The sequence below is a fragment of the Actinomycetospora atypica genome (genome assembly GCF_042653685.1).
Lineage (GTDB): Bacteria > Actinomycetota > Actinomycetes > Mycobacteriales > Pseudonocardiaceae > Actinomycetospora > Actinomycetospora atypica.
This window is the reverse complement of record NZ_JBHSIV010000001.1, coordinates 32926-54739: the sequence shown is the minus strand read 5'-3', so window position 1 is coordinate 54739 and position 21814 is coordinate 32926. Positions and strand designations below refer to the sequence as shown.

Here is a 21814-nt window from a genome sequence, read left to right as displayed (position 1 = left end):
AGGCTTTTCGGTGGTGACGACCACGATGGACGTCGCCGTCCGTGGTCGTCGGGAAAACGGGGGGAGCGCCGTGGAACAGGTGCCCCTCCTCGTCCTCGGGGCCGGCATCGAGGGTCTGGCGGTGGCGCTGTGCCTCGCCCACCAGGGCTTCCCGGTCCAGCTGCTCGACCGCGGCCCGGAGCCCCAGGCCGACGACGGTGACGCCTTCCCGTCGGGGGTGACCGTCCTGCGGCCGGCCGCGGCCCGCGTGCTCCACGGGCTCGGGCTCCTCGACGCCCTCGCGGCCCGCACCCTCGAGGTCCAGCGCTACCTGCACCTCGACGCGGGCAGCGGGCAGGTCATCCGCAAGGTGGAGCTCGGCGAGGTCGTCCGGGCCCGCTTCGGCTACCCGGTCCTCATCGTCGAGCGCCGCGAGCTGCGCCGGGTCCTCGCCCGGGCCTGCGCCCGCGACGAGATGATCGGGGTGCGCTACGACTGCCGCCTCGCCGACGTCGAGGACATCGGCGAGGCCGCGCTCGTCAGCCTCGACGACGGCGAGCAGTGGCGCGCCGAGGCCCTCGTGGGGGCCGACGGCGCGTCGAGCCGGGTCCGCGCCCTGCTCGACGGCGGGACCGGGGCGCTCTCCCCGACCTTCGTCGTGCGGCGGACCACGGTCGCCGCCACCGCCGGCGAGCCGGCGCACCCCGAGCTGCGGGTGTGGTCGGGCCCGACGATGCAGGTGACGCGGCTGCCCTCGCCGGGCGGCGGCGCCCAGATCGCGCTCGTGATGCGCGCCGACGTGCCGCCCGCGGAGCGCGAGTGGCTGGTCTCCCGGCTCGACCCGGAGGTGCGGCGCTGGGTGAGCGCCGTCGTGTCCCTCGAGCCCGAGCAGGTGCTCGCCCACCAGCGCCCGCTGCCGCGCTGGACCCGCCACCGCCTCACCGTCGCCGGGTCCGCCGCCCAGCCCCTGCTGCCCCACGCCGGGGAGGAGGAGAACCAGGCGCTGCTCGACGCGCACGCCCTCGGGGCCGCCTTCGACCGCTCCGACGGCCGCATCCTGCCCGGGCTCGAGGGCTACGAGACGCTGCGCGCCCCGGCCCGCGCCGCGACCGCCGCCCGGATCGCCGAGTACGCCGCCCTCGCCCACGCCGAGGGCCTCACCCGACGCCTGCGCGACCGGCTGTGGACCCGCGAGAGCGTCGACGAGGTCGCCGAGGTGGTCGGCGAGGTGTAGCCCGGGCGGCGGGTCGCGGCGCAGGATGGCGTGGTGACCGCTGCTCCCCTCGGCGTCGAGAAGGACCCCGCGTCCCTCGGCTTCGACCCCGCCCGCCTCGCCCGCATCGACACCCACTTCCGCCGCTACGTCGACGACGGCCGCCTCGCCAGCTGGCAGGCGGTGGTGGCGCGCGACGGCCACGTCGTGCACTCCTCGGAGTACGGCCGCCGCGACGAGGAGGCCGACCTGCCCGTCGAGCCCGACACCCGCTGGCGCATCTACTCGATGTCCAAGCCCATCACCTCGGTCGCCGCGCTCATCCTGTTCGAGCGCGGCGAGCTGGAGCTCACCGACCCGATCAGCCGGTGGCTCCCGGCCTTCGCGGAGCCCCGCGTCTACGTCAAGGGCTCCTCGACGGCGCCGCTGACGATCCCGAGCCCGGAGCCGATCCGGGTGTGGCACCTGCTCACCCACACCGCCGGGCTGACCTACGGCTTCCACCACGCCCACCCGGTCGACGAGCTGTACCGGGCGCGGGGCTTCGAGTGGGGCGTGCCGGAGGGGATGGACCTGGCCGCGTGCGTCGACGCCTGGGCCTCGATGCCGCTCGTCCACACCCCGGGGACGGAGTGGAACTACAGCCACGCCACCGACGTTCTGGGCCGGCTCGTCGAGGTGGTGTCCGGGCAGAGCCTCGACGAGTTCCTCCAGGCCGAGATCCTCGGGCCCCTGGGCATGACGTCCACCGCGTTCGCGTCCGACGACCCGTCGCGCACCGCGGCCCTCTACGCCCTCGGCCCGGGCCGCACCCGCGTGCGGGCCGACGCCATGGGCGAGCCCTTCCTCCGTCCGGCCACCTGGCTCTCCGGCGGCGGCGGGCTCGTCTCCACCGCATCGGACTACCACCGCTTCACCCAGATGCTGGCGGGAGGCGGCGAGGTCGACGGCGTCCGCATCCTGGGGTCACGCACCGTGGCCTACATGGGGCGCAACCACCTGCCCGGGGGTGCCGACCTCGAGCAGGTCGGCCGCCCGCTGTTCGCCGAGATGCCCTTCCACGGGGTGGGCTTCGGCCTCGGGGTGTCGGTGGTCGTCGACCCGGCGGCCTACCGGACCCTGACCAGCCCCGGCGAGATGGCCTGGGGCGGAGCGGCGAGCACGGCCTTCTGGGTCGACCCGGTCGAGCGGATCACGGGCATGTTCTTCACCCAGCTCCTGCCCTCGAGCGCCCACCCGATCCGCAGCCAGTTCCGCGCGCTCGTCTACCAGGCGCTCGTCGACTGACCCGCAGCGTGGCCGCCGCGGGCACGCAGCGTCACGAACCTGAGGAGACGAGAGGTCACCCTGAGAGAGGGCTGCACAGCCACGGCCCGCTGGGTAGCGTCCCTGCCGCCTGATGCCGGGCGAAGGACACGCAGGGAGACGGATGACTGTGACGCCGGGGCCACGACGACGACCAGCCGGACCCCACCCCGAGCGCTCGGCCGACGTGCCCGCGCCGCGGGGACCGGACGCGGGGGTGGTGTCCGGGGTGCCGGCCCAGCGCACGGCCGCGGACGTCTACCGGGTGAGCGAGGACGACGTCCACCGGGCCCGGATGGCGGTCGCCCGCAACGCCCTCGACTCCGAGGACTGCCGCGAGATGCTCGACATGCTCGGGCTCATCGGGGAGCCGGGCGAGCCGCCACCGGTCCGTCGCTGACCGTCGCCGCGCCGGTGCCGCCCGGCGCGGTGGCGGTCCGGCGGCGGGGCGGGCGGGATAGCGTCCTCCGCGCCATGGTCCAGGTACCCACGCCGCCCGTCGGGGCGCCGCGCGCCGCGCCGCGGCAGGCTCGTGCCATCGCGACCCGGGAGACGATCCTGGAGGCGGCCGCCCACGAGTTCGCGGCCGAGGGCTACCACGCGGCGTCGCTGTCGAAGATCCTCGAACGGAGCGGCGTCACCAAGGGCGCGCTGTACTTCCACTTCGCCTCGAAGGAGGCGATGGCCCTCGCGGTGTTCGACGTGATGTCCGAGGCCTTCCCCCGCGCCGTCGCCGCCTTCGAGTGCCGCCACCGCGACACCGACGTCCTGACGATGGTCGTCCACCTCGCGATCGGCATCGCCGACCTGCTGGCTGCCGACGTGTACTCCCGGGGCGGCATGCGCGTCGCCGCCGAGGGTCCCGTGGGGCAGGAACGGACGGGCTGGCCCTACCACTTCTGGGAGGACGTCTTCGCCGAGATGCTCACCCGGGCCGCCGCCGAGGGGTACCTGCTGCCCGGGGTCGACCCCCGCACGCTTGCCGTCACGGTCGTCGCGCTGGGCCACGGTCACCGGCTGGGGTCCACCGCGACCACCGGGCTGGACGACCTGCGCTCGCGGGCGGTCGCCTCGTGGGAGCTCCTGCTCGACCACCTCGCCGCCCCCGCCTGGCTGGAGCGCTGGCGGGCGGCCGGCGGGATGGCGTCGGTCCCCTCGTGGTCGACCGAGGGGGGCCCTGACGGTGCTCCGGGGCCCGTCCCGTAGAGTTCCGCTCACACCCACCGGGGCGCGAGCACCGGAAGGGGTAGGGTCCGATTCACCGAGCCCCCATCGTTCAGTGGCCTAGGACTCCGCCCTTTCAAGGCGGCAACGCGGGTTCGAATCCCGTTGGGGGTACGCGGTACTCTGAAGAAGTTCATACAGAGCAAGGCCCAGTGGCGCAGTTGGTTAGCGCGTCGCCCTGTCACGGCGAAGGTCGCGGGTTCGAGTCCCGTCTGGGTCGCACAGTCGTGCCGCTGTCTGGCCGACAAGGCCAGGTAGCTCAGTCGGTACGAGCGATCGCCTGAAAAGCGATAGGTCGGCGGTTCGATCCCGCCCCTGGCCACCTCGAGGTCAGCAGAGAAACCCACCCGGCGGACACGCCCGGTGGGTTTTCTGCTGTTCCGGCCCGTCCCGGCGGGGCCGGTGGTCCCGGCCCCGCCGCGGCGGTGTCAGCGCTGGGTCACCGTGGTGGTGTTCCTCGCGCTGTTCCAGACGATCGTGCCGCGCACGAAGTCGTTGCGCTTCCCGCCGGTCACGGCGTACTCGTCGGTGGTGGGGTAGCCCAGCGAGGAGCGCTCCGCGCCCAGCTGGACCCACTTCGTCCGGATCGCCCCGAAGATCGTGTGCGCCCCGGTGGCCGTCGACCAGTAGATCGAGCCGTTGCCGGCGAAGGTCGCGTACCGGCCCGCGCCGTCGGCGGTCGCGGTGATGTCCTTCGTGGGCTGGCCGAGCACGCTGCGCGTCTCCCCGAGGGCGATCCACTTGTCGCGGACCGCGCCGAGCAGGCCGTAGGCGGCGTTCGTCGTCGGGTTCCAGTACAGCCCGCCGCCGGCGGCGACCGAGAAGTTCGTGCCGCGGCCCCGACCGTCACCCGTGACGAACTCGTCGGTCGTCGGGAACTTCAGCACCCCGCCGGGCCCGCCGAGCGCCTTGTACCGGGCGAGGATGGTGCCGCGGACGGCGTGGGCGCCGGTCGCGGACGACCAGTAGATCGACCCGCCCGCGTAGTCCTGGGCCCGTCCGCCGGGGACGTCGTAGACCGCGCCCTTCGGGGCGCCCAGGTACGACGAGGTCCCGCCGAGCTGCTGGTGGTAGGCGGTCACCGGGTCGGCGGCCGGGGCGGCCGTGGTCGTGGTCGTGGTCGGCGGGACCGTCGTGGTCGGCGGCGGCGCCACGGTGGTCGTGGTGACCGGCGGGACCGTGGTGGTCGGCGGCGGCGGCGCGGTCGTCGTGGTGGTGGTCGGCGTGGTCGGCGCCGTGCTCACCCCGGTCGCGGCGGCGTAGCGCTGCAGCGCCTCGATGAAGTAGTAGTCGCCGAACATGATCCCGGTGTCGGCCGAGCCCGACGGCTTGTTCTGCGTGCCGTGCAGCAGCACCGCCTGGTTCGTCGTGCCGTCGGCGAGGTAGGCGGGCGTCGAGAGCGCGGCGAGGATGTCGCGGGCACCGTCGAGGTAGCGGGCCTTGCGCGCCGCGTCGGTCTCGAGCCCGGAGAGCTCGACGAGCCCGGAGGCGGCGATCGCGGCCGCCGAGGTGTCGCGGGGCTGGCCGGTGGTCGAGGGCAGCGAGAAGTCCCAGTAGGGGACCTTGTCGGCGGGCAGGTGCGAGAGGAAGTAGTCGGCCGAGGTGCGGGCCGTCGTCAGGAAGGCGGCGTCGTTCGTGTACCGGTAGGCCGTGGTGAAGCCGTGCACGGCCCAGGCCTCGCCGCGCGACCAGGTGGAGTCGTTGCTGTAGCCCTGGTGGGTGTACTTCGAGGCCACCCGGCCGGTCTTCTGGTCGTAGTTCACGACGTGCCAGCTTCCGCCGTCGGTGCGGAAGAAGTCGCGCGCGGTGGTCCTCGCGTGCGTCGTGGCGATCGTCCGCCAGGACGCGTCGCCGCCGTTCGCCGATGCCCAGAACAACATCTCCAGGTTCATCATGTTGTCCATGATCACCTGGTACTTCGTGGTGTCGGTGCGCGCGTCCCAGGAGCGGATCGCGCCGACCGTCGGGTTGTAGCGGGTGGCCAGGGTGCGCGCGGCGGTCATGACGACGGCCTTGGCAGTCGCGTCGCCGGTGAGGACGGCGTCCTTGCCGAAGGTGTTGAAGATCTGGAAGCCGACGTCGTGGCTGGTGTCGTCGGTCTTGTTCGACTCGACGCCGGCCTGCCACGCCTCCGCTCGCTGCTTGGCCACCGGGTCCTTCGTGCGGTCGTAGACCTGCCAGAGGGCGCCGGGGAAGAAGCCGCTGGTCCAGTCGGACGCCCCCGCGGTGGTCCACACCCCGTTCGCGCCCGTACGGACGGGATAGGCCGTGGTGGCCAGCCGGCCGGCGGTGGCGGCCAGCCGGGCGTCGGCGAAGGCCAGGTCCTTGCGGATGGTGTCGGCCGGCAGCTCGGCGGCCCGGGCCGGTGGTGCGGTCAGGACCTGCACGAACGACATCAGCACCGCGACCACGGCGAGCGCGGCGACTGCGGCCCATCGTCGTGCCCGACCGTCCGGTCGCGCGTCCCCCACGAACGTCCCCCGCATGACTCCCCCTCGCCGATGACCCCTTGTGTCCAACCAGTCGTGTCGATCAGCCGTGGGCGTTACGCAGGGCGGAGCACCGTCGCCGTCCGTGACCTGGGCAACGGGCGCGGTTCAGGTAGTTCAATCGTGGACAACCGAACGGTGAAGGATGGTCGGCCCTGCAGGGGTCGGCCCCGCACCACAGGAAGGTCTCCCAGACCGTGCCGACCACCGTCTCCGCTCTCGTCACCGACGGCCCCTCGAAGCCCTTCGAGCGTTCGACGATCGAGCGCCGGGACCCGAAGCCGCACGACGTCGTCATCGACATCGCGTACGCCGGGATCTGCCACTCCGACATCCACCAGGCCCGCGACGAGTGGGGCGGCAGCGAGTTCCCGATGGTCCCCGGCCACGAGATCGCCGGCACCGTCGCCGCCGTCGGCCCCGAGGTCACGAAGTTCTCCGTCGGCGACCGCGTGGGCGTCGGCTGCTTCGTCGACTCGTGCCGCGAGTGCGACAACTGCAGGGCCGGCGAGGAGCAGTTCTGCACCAAGGGCGAGGTGCAGACCTACAACGGCCGCGAGTACTCCGGCGAGCAGACCTTCGGCGGCTACTCGCAGTCGGTCGTCGTCGACGAGAACTACGTGCTGAACATCCCCGAGGGCGTCGAGCTCGACGTGGCCGCGCCGCTGCTGTGCGCCGGCATCACCCTCTACACGCCGCTGACCCACTGGGGCGCGGGCCCGGGCAAGAAGGTCGCGATCATCGGCATGGGCGGCCTCGGGCACGTCGGTGTCAAGATCGCGCACGCCCTCGGCGCCGAGGTCACCGTGCTCTCGCAGTCGCTGTCCAAGCAGGAGGACGGCAAGCGGCTCGGGGCCGACCACTACTACGCCACGTCCGACGACGAGACGTTCTCCACGCTCGACAGCTACTTCGACCTCATCGTCAACACGGTGTCGGCCGACCTGCCGCTCGAGCGCTACGTCGCGCTGCTCGCCCTCGACGGCTCGATGGTCAACGTCGGCATCCCGTCGAACCCGGGCTCGATCCACGCGTTCTCGCTGGCCAACGGCCGGCGCAGCCTCGCAGGCTCGAAGATCGGCGGCATCCGCGACACCCAGAAGATGCTCGACTTCTGCGCCGAGCACCACATCGGCGCCGAGATCGAGACCATCACCGTCGACGACGTGAACAAGGCCTACGACCGCGTGGTCGACTCCGACGTCCGCTACCGGTTCGTCATCGACGTCGCGTCGTTCGACGCCTAGCCAGGAGGCGTCGTCCGACGCTCTTCCCGACGACCAGGCCCGGTCACCTCCCCGAGGTGGCCGGGTCTCGTCGTGTCAGAGGTCGATCCCGCCCCCGTCGGCCTTCGGCACGTCCGGGCGGGTGCCGGGCGTGCCGACCGACTGCCACGACGAGTCGCCGCCGCGGCGGGCCATCCCGTCGGCCGCGGTGGCCGCCGGTCCGGTGCCCGAGCCCGGCCGGTAGCAGCGGTCGAGCCCGACGGCGTCGAGGTGGCACAGGAACCACGCCACGAACGCCGCGTCGACCGGCCCGGCGTCGGCCGGCAGCTCCGCCGTCCAGTGCCGCGCGTCGGCGTCGGCGTACACCCGCCAGGCCCGGCCCCAGACGTCGAGCAGGGTCCGGCGGCCCGGCACCGCCCGCAGGCGCTGGCGCAGCCGCAGCTCGCCGACCCCCAGCCCGAGGGTCCAGTCGGTGGCGTCGCCCCGCCGGTCGCCCCGGGCGGTGGCGAGGACGTCCCCGTCGCCCGCGGCCCGCCCGACGTCGACGAGGCGCAGCTCCACCACCGAGATCGCGCCCTCGCCGTCACGGCGCGTCACCCGCTCCTGCAGGGCGAGCGTGCGGCCCGCGACGTGCAGCACGCGTCGTCGGGAACGCCGTTCCCAGTCGAACGTCCCCACGGTCCGCCCGGCGAGCCGCACGGCCCCGGGCTCGGCGAGCAGGCTGCCCTCCGCGCGGATGCCAGCGGCGTAGCGGCACATCTCGTCGTCGTGGCGGTCGTAGCGCTGGGTCCAGCCGAGGCGGTGGGCCGGGACCATCGCGAGGATCGCGCCGATCCAGCACGCGAACCACACCAGGAACGCCGTCGTCTGGTCGGCCACCACGAACGCGGCGACGAGGGCGAGCGTGCCGAGGACACCGAGGGCCGCCGAGGTCCACCACCATCGGAGCCAGCCGCGTTCCCGGGCCCGGGCTGCGGCGCGGGCCCCGACGTGGAGGGGACCGTCGCCCGGGACGAGGGGGGCGTCGGTCGGCGGCAGGGTCGTCGGGAGGGTCATGAACCCAGCGTGACGTTCACGCTGTGTGTATGACGATCGGCCGAACGGGTGTCAGGCGCCGCGGGTCTGGAGCGCCGCCCACGTGGTGGCCGCCGCGACCCCGCCGTCGGCGGCGAGCGTCTGACCGTTGATCCAGCGGCTCTCGTTCGACATGAGGAACGCGACGACCGAGGCGATCTCGTCGGCCTCGGCGTCGCGCCCGGCCGCCGAGCGCTGGCGGGCGAGCCGGCGCGGGTCGGTCGACCGCTCCACCTCGGGCAGCTGCGGGGTGCGCACCGGGCCGGGGGCGACCGCGTTCATCCGGACGCCGTCGGGCCAGGTGAGCGTCGACGAGGCCGTCGTGTACGCGAGCACGGCCTCCTTCGCGACGTCGTAGACCGAGCGGTCGGGACGGCGCTCGCGGCACCAGCGCAGCCCGTCCTCGAACGACGTCGTCGCGAGCAGCGGCCTCAGCTCGGCCAGGTGCGCGACCCAGTGCCGCCCCTCGGAGGAGGACACGTTCACGACGGACCCGCCGCGCTGGATGCGGGGGAGGAGCCGCTCGGTGAGGTGGCGCATCCCCAGGAAGTTCACCGCGAGCACCTGCTCGGCCGGCGACGTGCCGGGGACGCCGGCGACGTTCGCGAGCGCGTCCACGCGGTCGTCGAGGCGGTCGACCGCGGTGTCGATGGAGCGCGGGTCGGCGAGGTCGCAGCGGACGTGCGCGATCTCCCGGTCGGGCGGCTCGCGGCGGTCGAGCCCGACGACGCTCACGCCGTGGCGGGCGAGGAAGAGCGCGAGCGCGCGCCCCACGCCGCTGGACGAACCCGTGACCACGAAGACGGTGCTCATGACGTCGGTCAGACTAGACGGCAGGTCTGCGGTCACCGTCGGGTGATCGAGTGCGGAGTTACCACCGCCACCCGGGTGACGCCGTCGGGTTCACGCCGGCACCAGGGGTCGTCGGGGACCCTGGAGGTGACGACGGGAGTCCTCACATGCTGCTCTTCGGGCTCGTCCTGATCGCCCTCGGTGCCGCCGCGATCGTCGCCGCGCACCGCCGCCGCGACCTCCGGTACGCCATGATCGGCGCCTCGACCTCCGAGGTCCGCGACATCGAGATCGAGCGCGAGGCGCTCGTCGAGCTGGGGACGGTCGGCGGGTTCCGGCGGATCACCGCGGTGGTCGGGCACGCCCATCCCGACGACGACGGCCCGCTGCACTCGCCGCAGACCGGCACCGAGTGCGTCTGGTGGCGCCGGACCGTGCGGCGCCCCACGGGCCAGGACGGCGGCTGGGAGACGCTGGAGGAGGAGGCCTCGGACCGGCCGTTCGTGCTGGTGGAGGAGACCGGGAACGTCGCGGTCGACCCCCGGGGCGTGGTGATCACGGCGCCGGAGCAGGTGGGCGCCCGGGACGACTGGACCGTCGACGGCATGCTGCGGCGCGAGGAGTGGGTGGTGCGCCCGGGCACCGTGCTCTACGTGCACGGCGAGGCGCACGACCGCGACGGGTCGCTCGTGCTCGCCCGGCCCGAGTCGGAGACCGACCCGTTCCTCGTCTCCACCCGGGCCTCGGGCGCCCTGCGCGACGACTCGCTGCTGCTCCAGCGCCGCTGGGCCTGGGGCGGCGGCGCGTCCGGGGTCGCCGGTGTCGCCCTGGTGGTGGCCGCCCTCCTGGGGTGAGCTCCGCTCCCGTAAGCAGTAATCCGTGCTCGGACACGGATTACTGCTCACGAGCGCGGAGCGCACCTGACGGGGGGAGACGCCCCCTCCCCGCACCGCCTGGCCCGTCCCAGACTCGTCGGGGGAGGTGGGCCCGATGATCGACACGGTGAGGTCCGCGGACGGGACGACGATCGCCCTGCAGCGGGTGACCGACGGGCCCCGGCCGATGGTGACGCTGGCCGGAGGGCCGAGCGGGCGGGCCTCGTGGGCGGCGGCCGCGGCCGGGCTCGAGGGCCGCTTCGCCGTCTGGTTGGCCGACCGGCGGGGCAGAGGTGACTCCGGGGACACGCCGCCGTACTCCTTCGAGCGGGAGTACGACGACGTCGAGGCCCTCTGCGCGTTCCTCGGACCCGGCACGGTCGTCGCCGCGCACTCCTCGGGCGCGGTCTGCACGCTCGGGGCGGCGGCCCGAGGACTCCGGGCGTCGGCGCTGGTCCTCTACGAGCCGCCGTGGCCCCTGACCGGCCGGCCCGACCAGAGCGACGTCCTCGACCGGATGGACGCCCAGGTCGCCGCCGGCGATCCCGAGGGGGCCCTCGTCACCGGCCTGCGCGAGCTCGTGAGGGTGCCGGATGCGGCGATCGAGGGCATGCGCCGGACCCCGATCTGGGCGGGCCGGGTGGCGAACGCCGCCGTGTGGTCGCGGGAGGGGCGGGAGCTCCACCGCATGCCCGAGGGCACCGCGGCGCTCGTCGGGCTCGGCGTGCCCACCCTGATGCTGCTGGGGACCGAGAGCCCGCGACACCTCCACGACTCGACGCACGCGGTGGCCGACGCGCTGCACCACGCGACGGTGGTCGAGTTGTCCGGGCAGGAGCACGCGGCGTTGCAGACGGCGCCGACTCTGGTCACCGAGGCGATCCTCTCGTACTTCCAACGGCCTAACCCTCTTGCCTGATATCACTCACAGTTGCCATTCTCGGGTCATGAGCGACCTGCACGACGATCTCGGGCTCGAGTCGTCACCGCGCGTGCCCGGCGGCGGACAGGCCCCCCGGTGGCGCGTCGCCCGGATCACCAGCCGCTTCTTCTGGATCTGGCTCGGCCTGACGCTGACCTCCTTGGCCGTCCTCGCGGCCGTACTCGTCGCCTGGGTGCGCGAGGGGATCAGCGACACCGGCATCGTCATCTTCGTCCTGCTGGTGATCCTGCTGCCGCTGCTGCTCGCGGCCTCCTACGCCGCGATCGGGGCCGCGGTCGACAGCCGCGTCGACGACGACGTGCTGGTCCACGGGGTCGGCGTCGGGGCCGCGCTCGCGACCGAGGGGTACGCCGACTGGCCGTTCACCTGGGACGGCCGACCCGCGGGGCACCTGGCGCGGCTGGGCAAGAAGGGCGCGCGCCGCCTCGTCGTCGGGACGGAGACCCGGCAGGTGGCGCCGCGCGGCGCCGGCTTCGCCCTGCTCGACGGCCGGCGGACCGTCGCCACCGCGGTCCCGAGGGCCCGCGGACCGTGGCGCGACTGGGAGATCGACGTGGCCGGGCGCCTGCTGCGGGTGCGCCAGCACGTCGCCCGGCAGCCGCCCCGCCGGACCCTGCTCGACGACCTCGGCCGGGCCTGGCGGACGAGCAGCACGCGGCGCTCGGTCGAGGCCCGCCTGCCCGAGGAGATCGGCCCGGTGGGCGCCGCCTTCTGCCTCGTCGTGCTCGCCGCGATCCGCGACACCGTGGCGCCCGTCGCCCCGCAGAACGGCTCCGGCGACTCCGGCGACTCCGGCGGCGTCGATCTCTCCGACGGCGGCTGGTCGTTCGACTGAGCCCGTATTCTGTCTCCGTGCCCCGACCGGTGATCCTGACGGTGGACGACGACCCCGGTGTGTCGCGGGCGGTGGCGCGCGACCTGCGCCGCGAGTACGGCGAGCACCATCGCATCGTGCGGGCCGACTCGGGCGAGGCCGCCCTGGAGGCGCTGCGCGACCTGGCGCTGCGCGGCGAGCAGGTGGCGGTGATGCTCGCCGACCAGCGGATGCCGCGGATGACCGGGGTCGAGTTCCTCGAGCAGGCGATGGACATCTTCCCGCGCGCCCGACGGGTGCTGCTCACGGCGTACGCCGACACCGAGGCCGCGATCACCGCGATCAACGTCGTCGACCTCGACCACTACCTGCTCAAGCCGTGGGACCCGCCCGAGGAGAAGCTCTACCCCGTCGTCGACGCGCTCCTCGAGGCCTGGCTCCGCGCGCCCGACCGGCCCACCACCGACACCCGCATCGTCGGGCACCGCTGGTCGGCGCGCTCCTACGAGCTGCGCGACCTGCTGGCCCGCAACCAGGTGCCGTTCCGCTTCCACCTCGCCGACGACCCCGAGGGGGCACGCCTCCTCGCCGCCGCGGGTCTCGGCTCCGACCGCCTGCCGGTGGTCGTCACGGGCGAGGGCCGGACGCTGGTCGAGCCGGCGGACGCCGAGGTGGCCGAGGTCGTCGGGCTCTCCACCCACGCGACGGCCGACCTCTACGACCTCGCCGTGGTCGGCGGCGGCCCCGGCGGGCTCGGTGCCGCGGTCTACGGCGGGTCCGAGGGGCTGCGCACCGTCCTGGTCGAGTCGGTGGCCACCGGCGGGCAGGCCGGGACCTCGAGCCGCATCGAGAACTACCTCGGCTTCCCCGACGGCGTCTCGGGCTCCCAGCTCACCGACCGCGCGCGCCGCCAGGCGGTGAAGTTCGGCGTCGAGGTCCTGACGACGAGGACCGTCACCGGCCTCACCGTCCGCGGCGGGGTCCGGGTGCTCACCTTCGACGACGGCTCCGAGATCGCCGCGCACGCGGTCGTCCTCGCCCTGGGCGTCTCCTACCGGACCCTCGACGACGTCCCGGGGCTCACCGAGTTCGCGGGCGAGGGCGTCTTCTACGGCGCGGCCACCACCGAGGCGCCCTCGTGCTCCGACGAGGTCGTCTACGTCGTCGGCGGCGCGAACTCCGCGGGGCAGGCCGCGATGAACTTCTCCCGCTACGCGCGCCGCGTGGTGATGCTCGTGCGCGGGGAGTCGCTCACGGCGTCGATGTCGCACTACCTCATCGAGCAGATCGCGGCCGTCGAGACGATCGAGGTGCGCACCCGCACCGAGGTGGTCGGGGCCGACGGCGAGGGCCACCTGCAGAAGCTCACCCTGCGCGACCGGTCGAGCGGCGCCGAGGAGGTCGTCGACGCCCAGTGGCTCTTCGTCTTCATCGGGGCCCAGCCGCGTACCGACTGGCTCGCCGGGATCGTCGCCCGCGACGACCGCGGGTTCGTGCTGACGGGTCCCGACCTGCCGGCGGGAAGCAACCCCGACCGGGAACCGTTGCACCTGGAGACCTCCCTGCCCGGGGTGTTCGCCGTCGGCGACGTCCGGGGCGGGTCGGTGAAACGCGTGGCCTCCGCCGTCGGCGAGGGCGCGATGGCGGTGAGCCTGGTGCACCGCTGGTTGGAGAACCGATGAACGACACCCGTGACGAGCTCGCCCCCGGATCCCTGCGCGGGCTCTTCCTCTTCGAGTCCCTCGACGAGGGCCAGCTGGCCTGGATCGGCGAGCACGCCGACGTCGTCGACTTCCCCGCCGGCGAGGACGTCTGCCGCGAGGGTGACCCGGCCAGCTGCTTCTGGGTCCTCTGCCGCGGCGAGATCTCCCTCCTGCGCCTGTCCCGCGGCGACCAGGTGGAGATCAGCCGCTCCACCACGCCCGGGACCTACGGCGGGTCCACCGAGGCGTTCGTGCCCGGCGTCGAGCAGACCTACAAGCACACGCTGCGTGCCTGCTCCGACGTCACGCTGCTCGCGCTCCCGGCCGCGGACTGGTCGGAGAAGCTGCGCGAGTGGTTCCCGATGGCCACCCACCTCATGGCCGGGATGTTCATCGGGATGCAGCGCTCCTCCACCGCGATCGGCGAGCGGGAGCGTCTGCTCGCCCTCGGCTCGCTGTCGGCGGGGCTGACGCACGAGCTGAACAACCCGGCGGCGGCCGCCGTCCGCGCCACCGAGTCGCTGCGCGACCGCGTCGCCGGGATGCGGCACAAGCTCGCGATGCTGGCCTCCGGCAAGCTCGACGGCGCCGTGGTCTCGCAGCTCGTGGAGCTGCAGGAGGAGGCGGTGCTCGGCGTCGCCACCGCGCCCGAGCTCACCGCGATGCAGACCTCCGACGCCGAGGACGAGATCGGCGACTGGCTCGACGACCACGGGGTCGACGGCGCCTGGGACCTCGCCGCGGTGCTGGTGGCGGGCGGGCTCGACGCCGAGTGGCTCGGCAAGGTCGAGCGCACGGTGCCCGACGGGACGCTCGGCGCGGCCGTGCGCTGGATCGCCTACGCCGTCGAGACCGAGACGCTGATGGGCGAGATCACCGACGCCACGGCGCGGATCGGCACGCTGGTCAACGCGGCGCGGCAGTACTCCCAGCTCGACCGCGCGCCCTACCAGCCCGCCGACCTGCGGGTGCTGCTGAAGTCGACCCTGACGATGCTCTCGCGCAAGCTCGAGGGGATCACGCTGGTCAAGGACTTCGACCCCGAGCTGCCCGAGGTGCCCTGCTACCCGGCCGAGCTCAACCAGGTCTGGACGAACATCGTCGACAACGCGGTCGGCGCGATGGGCGGCTCCGGCACCCTCACGATCCGCACCCGCCGCGAGGGCGACACCGCGATCGTCGAGATCGGCGACACCGGACCGGGCATCCCCGACGACGTCCGTCCCCGGATCTTCGAGCCGTTCTTCACCACGAAGGACGTCGGGGAGGGCACCGGTCTCGGACTGGACATCTCCTACCGGATCGTGGTGGCCAAGCACCACGGCGACATCCGGGTCCACACCTCACCCGCGGGCACGACGTTCGAGATCCGCCTGCCGTTGACCGGCTGACCTGCACCGGGGCGATTCGTCCGGTTCATCGGCGTGTCACATCTTGTTACGTACCCTAAACAAGCGGGGTAGACCGGTCCTGTCACCGACGACAGGAGGCAGTGCCATGTGCGGCATCGCTGGATGTGTGGACTTCACCCGAGACTTCTCCACCGACCGGGCCGCGGCGGCGGACGCCCGGGCGATGACGGACACGATGGCCTGTCGGGGGCCGGACGACGAGGGCCTCTGGACGGCGCCGCACGCGGCGCTCGGGCACCGCCGGCTCGCGATCATCGACGTGCCCGGCGGACGCCAGCCCATGACGCTCGACGTCGACGGCGAGACCCGGCTGTCGATCGTCTACTCCGGCGAGGTCTACAACTTCACCGAGCTGCGCGCGGAGCTCGAGCAGACGGGCCACCGGTTCCGCACCGACTCCGACACCGAGGTCATCATCCACGGCTGGCTGGAGTGGGGCGAGGAGGTCGTCGAGCGCCTCAACGGGATGTTCGCCCTCGCGATGTGGGACACCCGCGACCAGGTGCTCACCCTCGTCCGTGACCGGATGGGCATCAAGCCGCTCTACTACTACCCGACGCCCGACGGTGTGCTGTTCGGCTCCGAGCCGAAGGCGATCCTCGCCCACCCGCGCGCCGAGGCGGTCGTCGACCACGACGGGCTGCGCGAGCTCCTCTCGCACGTCAAGACGCCGGAGCACGGCGGCTACCGCGGGATGTACGAGGTGCGGCCGGGCTCCCTCGTGCGGTTCCGCCGGGAGGGCCTGACGAAGCGCCGCTACTGGCAGCTCGAGGCCATCGAGCACACCGACGACCGCGACACCACCGTCGCCCACGTCCGCGAGCTGCTCGACGACATCGTCTCCCGCCAGCTGATCTCCGACGTCCCGCTGTGCTCGCTGCTCTCCGGCGGCCTCGACTCCTCGGCGATCACCGCCCTGGCCGCCCAGCAGCTCAAGGCGCAGGGCGCGGGCCCGGTGCGCTCGTTCTCGGTCGACTTCGTCGGCTACGAGGACTCGTTCGCGGCCGACCCCATGCGCGACACCCCCGACGGGCCCTACGTGCGCGAGCTCGCCGAGTACGTGGCCGCCGACCACGAGGCGATCACGCTCTCGAACGACGACCTCATGGACGCCGACTCGCGCGCCGCGGTGCTGCGCGCCCGCGACCTGCCGCTCTCGCTCGGCGACATGGACACCTCGCTCTACCTGCTGTTCAAGGCGATCCGCGGGCGCTCGACCGTCGCGCTCTCCGGCGAGTCGGCCGACGAGGTGTTCGGCGGCTACCGCTGGTTCCACGACCCCGAGGCCGTCAACGCCGACACCTTCCCCTGGATGGCCGGGACGTCCGGGCCCCTCGACCTCTCGCGCAGCTTCTTCCGCGAGGACCTCCTGGCGCAGCTCGACCTCCCCGGCTACGTCGACGCCTCGTACCGCGAGGCGCTCGCCGAGGTGCCGCACGTCTCGACGACCGATCCGCTCGAGCGCCGGATGCGGGAGATCTGCTATCTGCACCTCACCCGCTTCGTGCAGATCCTGCTCGACCGCAAGGACCGCATGTCGATGGCCAGCGGCCTCGAGGTCCGTGTGCCGTTCTGCGACCACCGGCTCGTCCAGTACGTCTTCAACACCCCGTGGGCGCTCAAGACCTTCGACGGCCGCGAGAAGTCGCTGCTGCGCGCCGCGTCGAGGGACGTGCTGCCGGCCTCGATCGTCGAGCGGGTGAAGGCCCCGTACCCCTCGACCCAGGACCCGGCCTACGAGAAGGCCGTGCGGGGGGACCTCGCCGACCTGCTCGCCGACCGGAACGCCCCGGTGCACGAGCTCATCGACGTCGACCGGGTGCGGGCCGCGGTGGACGCCCCGAGCGAGAACTCGACGACGAGCCTCGAGGTCGACCGCGCGCAGATGGAGAACGTGCTCCAGCTCAACGCGTGGATGAAGCGCTACTCGCCCAGCCTGGTCTAGACGGAGCCGGACGCAGGGCGCCCCCCGGCCTCCGTGGGGCAGCACGGCGGCCGGGGGGCGCGGAACCCCGTGCGGCCGGGCGCGGTCGGTCGCACGGGGCGTGTGGGGGACGCGTCCCTGCGTTCGGGGTCCCGGGCGCGGATCCCTCCCGGGACGTCGATCCGTACAACGCGCCGGGGTACGGCGACGATGCGGGCGATCCGGTCCCCTCCTGGTGGCTTCGCATCACAGGGCCGAGGCGGTTCACCCGGTCGGGTCGGCCACCCGATGGGGGCACAATCGGACGGTGTGAGCACAGTGGCACCGACGGAGGTCCCGACGAGGGGCGTGGGCGGCTCGACGCCCGACGGCCCGACCGGTTTCGCAGGTCTCGCCGACGAGGAGGGCAAGCGCGTCCGGCTGCGCCGGATGAAGGTGGTCGCCACCGGCTTCCTCGTCGCGGCGGCGATCGTGTGGATCGTGTTCCTGGTCTGGGAGCGCAACGGCGGCCCGGCCTTCACCGGCTTCGTCCGGGCGGCGGCCGAGGCCGGCATGGTCGGCGCCTTCGCGGACTGGTTCGCGGTCACCGCCCTGTTCCGGCACCCGTTGGGGCTCAAGATCCCCCACACCGCGATCATCCCGCGCAAGAAGGACCAGCTGGGCGAGAGCCTGTCGGACTTCGTCGGGGAGAACTTCCTGTCGGTCCCCGTGGTGAGCGACAAGCTGCGCTCCGCCCGGATCGCGAACCGGACCGGCGCCTGGCTCTCCCGCCGCGAGAACGCCGAGCGGGTCACCGGCGAGGCCGCGACGGTGGTGCGCGGCGCGGTGGCGGTGCTGCGCGACGACGAGGTGCAGGCCGTGATCGACCAGGCCGTCACCCGGCGCGTCGTCGCCCAGCAGTGGGGCCCTCCGATGGGCAAGCTGCTCGAGGGCGTCCTCGTCGACGGCGCCCACCGCAAGGTGGTCGACCTGATCTGCGACCGCGCCTACGACTGGGTGCGGCTCAACCACGACCTCGTGATGTCCCTGGTTAGCAAGCAGGCGCCGAGCTGGTCGCCCCGCTTCGTCGACGGGCTGATCGGCGACCGGCTCTACGCCGAGGCGCTGTCCTTCGCATGGGCCGTGAAGTCCGACGCGGACCACCCGCTGCGCAAGGCCATCGACCGGTTCCTGACGAGCTTCGCGGGCGACCTGCAGCACGAGCCCGACACCATCGCCCGCGTCGAGGCGATCAAGATGCAGCTGCTCGAGCACCCCGACGTGCAGGGCCTCATCAGCCGGGCCTGGGCCACCGGCAAGGCGATGATCCTCGACGCCGCGGAGGACCCCTCGAGCGAGCTGCGCCGCCGGGTGGCCGACGGGGTGAGCCGGTTCGGGGAGCGCATGGTGCTCGACGAGGACCTGCGCGAGAAGGTCGACAGCTGGATCGTCGACGCCGCCGCCTACGTCGTCACCCGCTACGCGCCGGAGATCACCGCCCTGATCTCCGACACCGTGAAGCGCTGGGACGGGGCCGAGACCTCCCGCAAGATCGAGCTGCAGGTCGGCCGCGACCTCCAGTTCATCCGCATCAACGGGACGGTGGTCGGCGCCCTCGCCGGGCTGGTCATCTACACCGTGGGCGAGCTGGTCGTCGGCTGAGCCGCCCCGGGAGCGTCACCACAGGGCCGCCCCGACGGCCACACCGAGGGAGACCGCCCCGAGCCCCGCGAACATCGACATCACGACGTTGAGCGTGGCGCCGGAGCGGGATCCCTCCTCGGCCAGGCGCACGGTGTCGTACCCGAGGGTCGACCAGGTCGAGAGCGCCCCGCAGAAGCCGACGCCGACGGCGGCGGTCACCGCGCCGGGTGCCGGCCCGCCGAGGACGATCCCGAGGACGAGCGCCGCGACGACGTTGACGGTGAAGGTCCCCCAGGGGAACCCGGTGCCGTGGGTGGCCTGCACGGCCCGGTCGGCCAGGTAGCGGGTCGGGGCGCCGATCGCGGCCCCGAGGGCGACCCAGAGGGCGGTCACGAGCGTCACCGGCGGGCTCCCGCCGCGCGCTGGGCCAGGGCGAGCCCGGCGGCGGCGGCGCCGACCGACCCGACGCCGGTCGCCGCCAGGTAGGCCAGGGCGACGCCGGGCCGGCCCCCGACGAGGAGCTGGTGGGCGTCGTAGGCGAACGTCGAGAAGGTGGTGAACCCGCCCAGGACGCCGACCCCGAGGAACGGCCGGATCAGCGGGTGCGCCGTGCGGACCTCGGCGACGTGGACCACGAGCACGCCCATCAGCAGGCACCCGACGACGTTGATCCCGAGGGTCGTCGTCGGGAAGCCGCCCGGCGGGGTCGGCCAGGCGACGCCCAGCGCCCAGCGGGCGAGGGCGCCCAGCGCGCCGCCGACCGCGACCACCGCGACCGCGGCGCCCTGACCACGCAGCACGGATGTGGTCACGGCGGGCTCCTCGTGGTCGGCCGCCGGACGCTATCCGCTGCGTTTCCCCAGCGCACGGCGGTGGGCGGACGTGGATCGTCTTGGCTGTGGCACAGGCCACCCCACCTGCGCAAGCAGGGTGCTTGCAACAGCTAGCACTTGTGTTAGCGTGGGTGTCAGCCGAGCCGGAGGGGGTGAGCAGATGTCCGGAGTGGAGAGTGTCGACAAGGCACTGGGCCAAGCCGTCGAGGACATCGGCGCCTACATCCGCAGGCAGCGCGAGTCGACGCAGGTGTCCATGCGCCAGCTCGCCAAGGTCGCCGGGATCTCGAATCCCTACCTGAGCCAGATCGAGCGCGGACTGCGCAAGCCGTCCGCGGAGATCCTGGCCCAGATCGCGACCGGCCTGCGCATCTCGGCCGAGGCGCTGTACGTGAGGGCGGGGATCCTCGAGGAGCGAGTCGGCTCCGCGGTCCTCGACTCACTGGCCTGCGACCCGGAGCTCACCGAGCGCCAGAAGCAGGTCCTGCACGACATCTACGAGTCGTTCCGGCGCGAGAACCGTGCCGCCGGGGCCACGGGCCCCACGACTCCCACGGCGCCCGCCGAGAGCGACGAAGCCTCCGGCGACACCGACATCGTTCGCAGTCCCACCGTTCAGGAGTGATCTTCATGGCCGTCACGTTCCCCACCAAGTTCGACGTGCGCGAGGCCCGCGACCAGGCCGCCAAGGCCGTCGCCGAGGCCGTCGACCCGCTGCGCGCGCCGTCGCTGGCCCTGCTCGGCCTCGGCGACTACGCCGTGGCGAGCGCCCAGGAGGCCTTCGCCCGCGTCCAGTCCGGCGCCACCGAGGTCCAGGCCCGCGTCGAGGACCTCCCCTCGGAGCTGCAGGAGCTGCGCGGCAAGCTCTCCGCCGAGGACTTCCGTCGTCTCGCCGACAGCTACGTCGCCGCCGTGCGCAGCGTGTACGCCGACCTCGTGCAGCGCGGCCAGGGTGCCTACTCGAAGCTGCGCTCGCAGCCGCAGGTCAAGCAGGCCCTCGACACCGTCGACTCGGTCTCCACCGAGCTCGAGGGTCGCCTCGAGGACACCGTCGAGGAGATCCGCGTCCGCGGTGAGGTCGCCCTCGCCGAGGTCACCAAGCAGACCCGCTCGGTCGGCGAGCGCGCCGCCCGCTACACCCAGAAGGTCACCGGCGAGGCCGCCGAGACCCTCACCGAGGTGAGCGCCGAGGTCGCCGAGGAGATCAAGGAGGCCGGCGACGAGGCCGCCGCGGAGACCCGCAGCGCCACCCGCAAGACCGCCGCCCGCACCGCCCCGAAGAAGCAGGGCCCGAAGAACGCGCCGAAGTCGGCCGCCACCGACGCCGCCGCGAAGCGCGCCCAGAAGAACTGACGCTTCCCGCTCCACCGGCCCCGGTCCCCGCCTCGTGCGGGGACCGGGGCTTTCGTCGTCCCGTGTCCGGTCCTATGTCCGGTCTGCTCCGGACGGGTGGCTCCGGCTCCTCGCCCGACGCACGTATCCTCGCGGGGTGGATGTGTCCGCGCCGTCGGTCCTGCTGAACCTCGACTACTACCTGTCGCTGCTGATCTGGATCATCATGATCCCGCTCGGCCTGTACGCGTTCATCCACGCGCTCATGCAGCGGGCCGACGCGTTCACCGCGGTCAACAAGCTGACCAAGCCGGCGTGGTGCGGCATCACCGGGGTCGGCGCGCTGCTGCTCGTCGTGTCGATCGGCGGCCCGGTCGCGAGCTTCGCCATCCTCTGGCTCGTCGCCCTCTGCGCCGTGCTCGTCTACCTCGTCGACGTCCGTCCGAAGGTCATCGAGGTGCAGCAGGGCGGCCGCTGGTGAGAGGGCTCGAGGCCGCCTCGGGCACGCTCGAGCCGGTCCCGGCCCTCGAACGGCCCGACCTGCTCGCCGCCCCCGTCCTCGCGGCGCTGAAGGGCCTTCCCGACGATGCCGCGGGCGCCTGTGGGGTCGTGGAGATCGACCCCGACCTGGCCGACACCGCCGCGTTCTGCGAGGCCTACTCCTCGCCGATGGAGGCTTCCGCCAACTGCGTGGTCGTCGCCGGCTCCCGCTCCGGTGAGCAGCGCCTGGCCGGCTGCGTGGTCCTCGCGACCACCCGGGCCGACGTCAACGGCATCGTCCGGAAGCGGATCGACGTGCGCAAGGCGTCGTTCGCGCCGATGGACCTCGCGGTCGAGCTGACCGGCATGGAGTACGGCGGGATCACGCCGTTCGGCCTGCCGGAGGACTGGCCGGTCCTGCTCGACCCGGCGGTGGTGGCCGCCCCGGCCGTCGTCGTGGGGAGCGGCATCCGCGGGTCGAAGCTGATCGTGCCCGGGGCGGTGCTCGCGCAGCTGCCGACGGCGGAATCGCTGGAGGGTCTCGGCCGTTAGCGGGTAGGTTGAACCTTCAAC

General features: G+C 73.3%; 21 protein-coding genes and 3 tRNA genes. 19 read left to right on the top strand and 5 right to left on the bottom strand.

What is annotated here, in order from left to right:
• Positions 1–70: 70 nt before the first annotated feature.
• From ACFPBZ_RS00310 to ACFPBZ_RS00280, 7 genes are all read left to right on the top strand, one after another.
• Positions 71–1213, top strand: a complete 1143-nt coding sequence (locus tag ACFPBZ_RS00310; RefSeq protein ID WP_378033992.1) for an FAD-dependent monooxygenase — start codon at positions 71–73, stop codon at positions 1211–1213.
• A gap of 33 nt (positions 1214–1246) precedes the next feature.
• On the top strand, positions 1247–2479 hold the full coding sequence (locus ACFPBZ_RS00305; protein ID WP_378033991.1) for a serine hydrolase domain-containing protein: 1233 nt from the start codon (positions 1247–1249) through the stop codon (positions 2477–2479).
• A gap of 142 nt (positions 2480–2621) precedes the next feature.
• Positions 2622–2897 carry a hypothetical protein gene (locus ACFPBZ_RS00300; protein ID WP_378033990.1) on the top strand — a complete coding sequence of 92 codons (276 nt, stop codon included), beginning with the start codon at positions 2622–2624 and terminating at the stop codon, positions 2895–2897.
• A gap of 74 nt (positions 2898–2971) precedes the next feature.
• A complete protein-coding gene (locus ACFPBZ_RS00295; RefSeq protein ID WP_378033989.1) occupies positions 2972–3703 on the top strand; it encodes a ScbR family autoregulator-binding transcription factor in 732 nt (243 codons plus the stop codon).
• Between the two features lie 59 nt (positions 3704–3762).
• Positions 3763–3835: transfer RNA gene (locus ACFPBZ_RS00290), tRNA-Glu, on the top strand.
• 32 nt (positions 3836–3867) lie between these two features.
• Positions 3868–3941, top strand: a tRNA-Asp gene (locus ACFPBZ_RS00285).
• Between the two features lie 28 nt (positions 3942–3969).
• A tRNA-Phe gene (locus ACFPBZ_RS00280) sits at positions 3970–4043 on the top strand.
• A gap of 106 nt (positions 4044–4149) precedes the next feature.
• Here ACFPBZ_RS00280 and ACFPBZ_RS00275 read toward each other — a convergent pair.
• Positions 4150–6207 carry a glycoside hydrolase family 88 protein gene (locus ACFPBZ_RS00275; protein WP_378033988.1) on the bottom strand — a complete coding sequence of 686 codons (2058 nt, stop codon included), beginning with the start codon at positions 6205–6207 and terminating at the stop codon, positions 4150–4152.
• 200 nt (positions 6208–6407) lie between these two features.
• Here ACFPBZ_RS00275 and ACFPBZ_RS00270 point away from each other — a divergent pair, with 200 nt between their 5' ends.
• Positions 6408–7457 (top strand): NAD(P)-dependent alcohol dehydrogenase, encoded by a 1050-nt coding sequence (locus ACFPBZ_RS00270; RefSeq protein ID WP_378033987.1) that lies wholly within the window; start codon positions 6408–6410, stop codon positions 7455–7457.
• Positions 7458–7532: 75 nt separating this feature from the next.
• Here ACFPBZ_RS00270 and ACFPBZ_RS00265 read toward each other — a convergent pair whose 3' ends face one another.
• The gene (locus ACFPBZ_RS00265) at positions 7533–8492 is read right to left on the bottom strand and encodes a hypothetical protein (protein WP_378033986.1); all 960 of its coding nucleotides are present in this window, start codon (positions 8490–8492) and stop codon (positions 7533–7535) included.
• 51 nt (positions 8493–8543) lie between these two features.
• Positions 8544–9323, bottom strand: a complete 780-nt coding sequence (locus ACFPBZ_RS00260) for a coniferyl-alcohol dehydrogenase (RefSeq protein ID WP_378033985.1) — start codon at positions 9321–9323, stop codon at positions 8544–8546.
• A 146-nt stretch (positions 9324–9469) separates the two neighbouring features.
• On the opposite strand from ACFPBZ_RS00260, the gene ACFPBZ_RS00255 reads away from it, so the two are divergent.
• From ACFPBZ_RS00255 to ACFPBZ_RS00225, 7 genes are all read left to right on the top strand, one after another.
• A complete protein-coding gene (locus tag ACFPBZ_RS00255) occupies positions 9470–10156 on the top strand; it encodes a GIDE domain-containing protein (protein ID WP_378033984.1) in 687 nt (228 codons plus the stop codon).
• 136 nt (positions 10157–10292) lie between these two features.
• Positions 10293–11096, top strand: a complete 804-nt coding sequence (locus ACFPBZ_RS00250; RefSeq protein ID WP_378033983.1) for an alpha/beta fold hydrolase — start codon at positions 10293–10295, stop codon at positions 11094–11096.
• A gap of 28 nt (positions 11097–11124) precedes the next feature.
• The gene (locus tag ACFPBZ_RS00245; RefSeq protein ID WP_378033982.1) at positions 11125–11955 is read left to right on the top strand and encodes a hypothetical protein; all 831 of its coding nucleotides are present in this window, start codon (positions 11125–11127) and stop codon (positions 11953–11955) included.
• Positions 11956–11972: 17 nt separating this feature from the next.
• Positions 11973–13616 (top strand): NAD(P)/FAD-dependent oxidoreductase, encoded by a 1644-nt coding sequence (locus ACFPBZ_RS00240; protein WP_378033981.1) that lies wholly within the window; start codon positions 11973–11975, stop codon positions 13614–13616.
• On the top strand, positions 13613–15028 hold the full coding sequence (locus ACFPBZ_RS00235) for an ATP-binding protein (protein WP_378033980.1): 1416 nt from the start codon (positions 13613–13615) through the stop codon (positions 15026–15028). Before ACFPBZ_RS00240 ends, ACFPBZ_RS00235 begins: the two co-directional genes overlap by 4 nt.
• A gap of 106 nt (positions 15029–15134) precedes the next feature.
• Entirely contained in the window at positions 15135–16994 is a 1860-nt protein-coding gene (gene asnB, locus ACFPBZ_RS00230) for an asparagine synthase (glutamine-hydrolyzing) (protein WP_378033979.1), read from the top strand.
• A 408-nt stretch (positions 16995–17402) separates the two neighbouring features.
• Complete coding sequence (locus ACFPBZ_RS00225) at positions 17403–18614, top strand: DUF445 domain-containing protein (protein ID WP_378034243.1); 1212 nt, start codon at positions 17403–17405, stop codon at positions 18612–18614.
• Between the two features lie 15 nt (positions 18615–18629).
• Here the strand turns inward: ACFPBZ_RS00225 and ACFPBZ_RS00220 are convergent, their stop codons facing one another.
• Positions 18630–18998 carry a fluoride efflux transporter FluC gene (locus ACFPBZ_RS00220; protein ID WP_378033978.1) on the bottom strand — a complete coding sequence of 123 codons (369 nt, stop codon included), beginning with the start codon at positions 18996–18998 and terminating at the stop codon, positions 18630–18632.
• Positions 18995–19408, bottom strand: coding sequence for a fluoride efflux transporter CrcB (gene crcB, locus ACFPBZ_RS00215; RefSeq protein ID WP_378033977.1), 414 nt, complete (start codon positions 19406–19408; stop codon positions 18995–18997). Before crcB ends, ACFPBZ_RS00220 begins: the two co-directional genes overlap by 4 nt.
• 181 nt (positions 19409–19589) lie before the next feature.
• Here crcB and ACFPBZ_RS00210 point away from each other — a divergent pair, with 181 nt between their 5' ends.
• From ACFPBZ_RS00210 to ACFPBZ_RS00195, 4 genes are all read left to right on the top strand, one after another.
• The gene (locus ACFPBZ_RS00210) at positions 19590–20054 is read left to right on the top strand and encodes a helix-turn-helix domain-containing protein (protein WP_378033976.1); all 465 of its coding nucleotides are present in this window, start codon (positions 19590–19592) and stop codon (positions 20052–20054) included.
• Positions 20055–20059: 5 nt separating this feature from the next.
• Positions 20060–20782, top strand: coding sequence for a hypothetical protein (locus ACFPBZ_RS00205; RefSeq protein WP_378033975.1), 723 nt, complete (start codon positions 20060–20062; stop codon positions 20780–20782).
• 205 nt (positions 20783–20987) lie between these two features.
• On the top strand, positions 20988–21242 hold the full coding sequence (locus ACFPBZ_RS00200) for a DUF2516 family protein (protein ID WP_378034242.1): 255 nt from the start codon (positions 20988–20990) through the stop codon (positions 21240–21242).
• Positions 21239–21793, top strand: a complete 555-nt coding sequence (locus tag ACFPBZ_RS00195) for a YbaK/EbsC family protein (RefSeq protein WP_378033974.1) — start codon at positions 21239–21241, stop codon at positions 21791–21793. Before ACFPBZ_RS00200 ends, ACFPBZ_RS00195 begins: the two co-directional genes overlap by 4 nt.
• Positions 21794–21814: the final 21 nt, after the last annotated feature.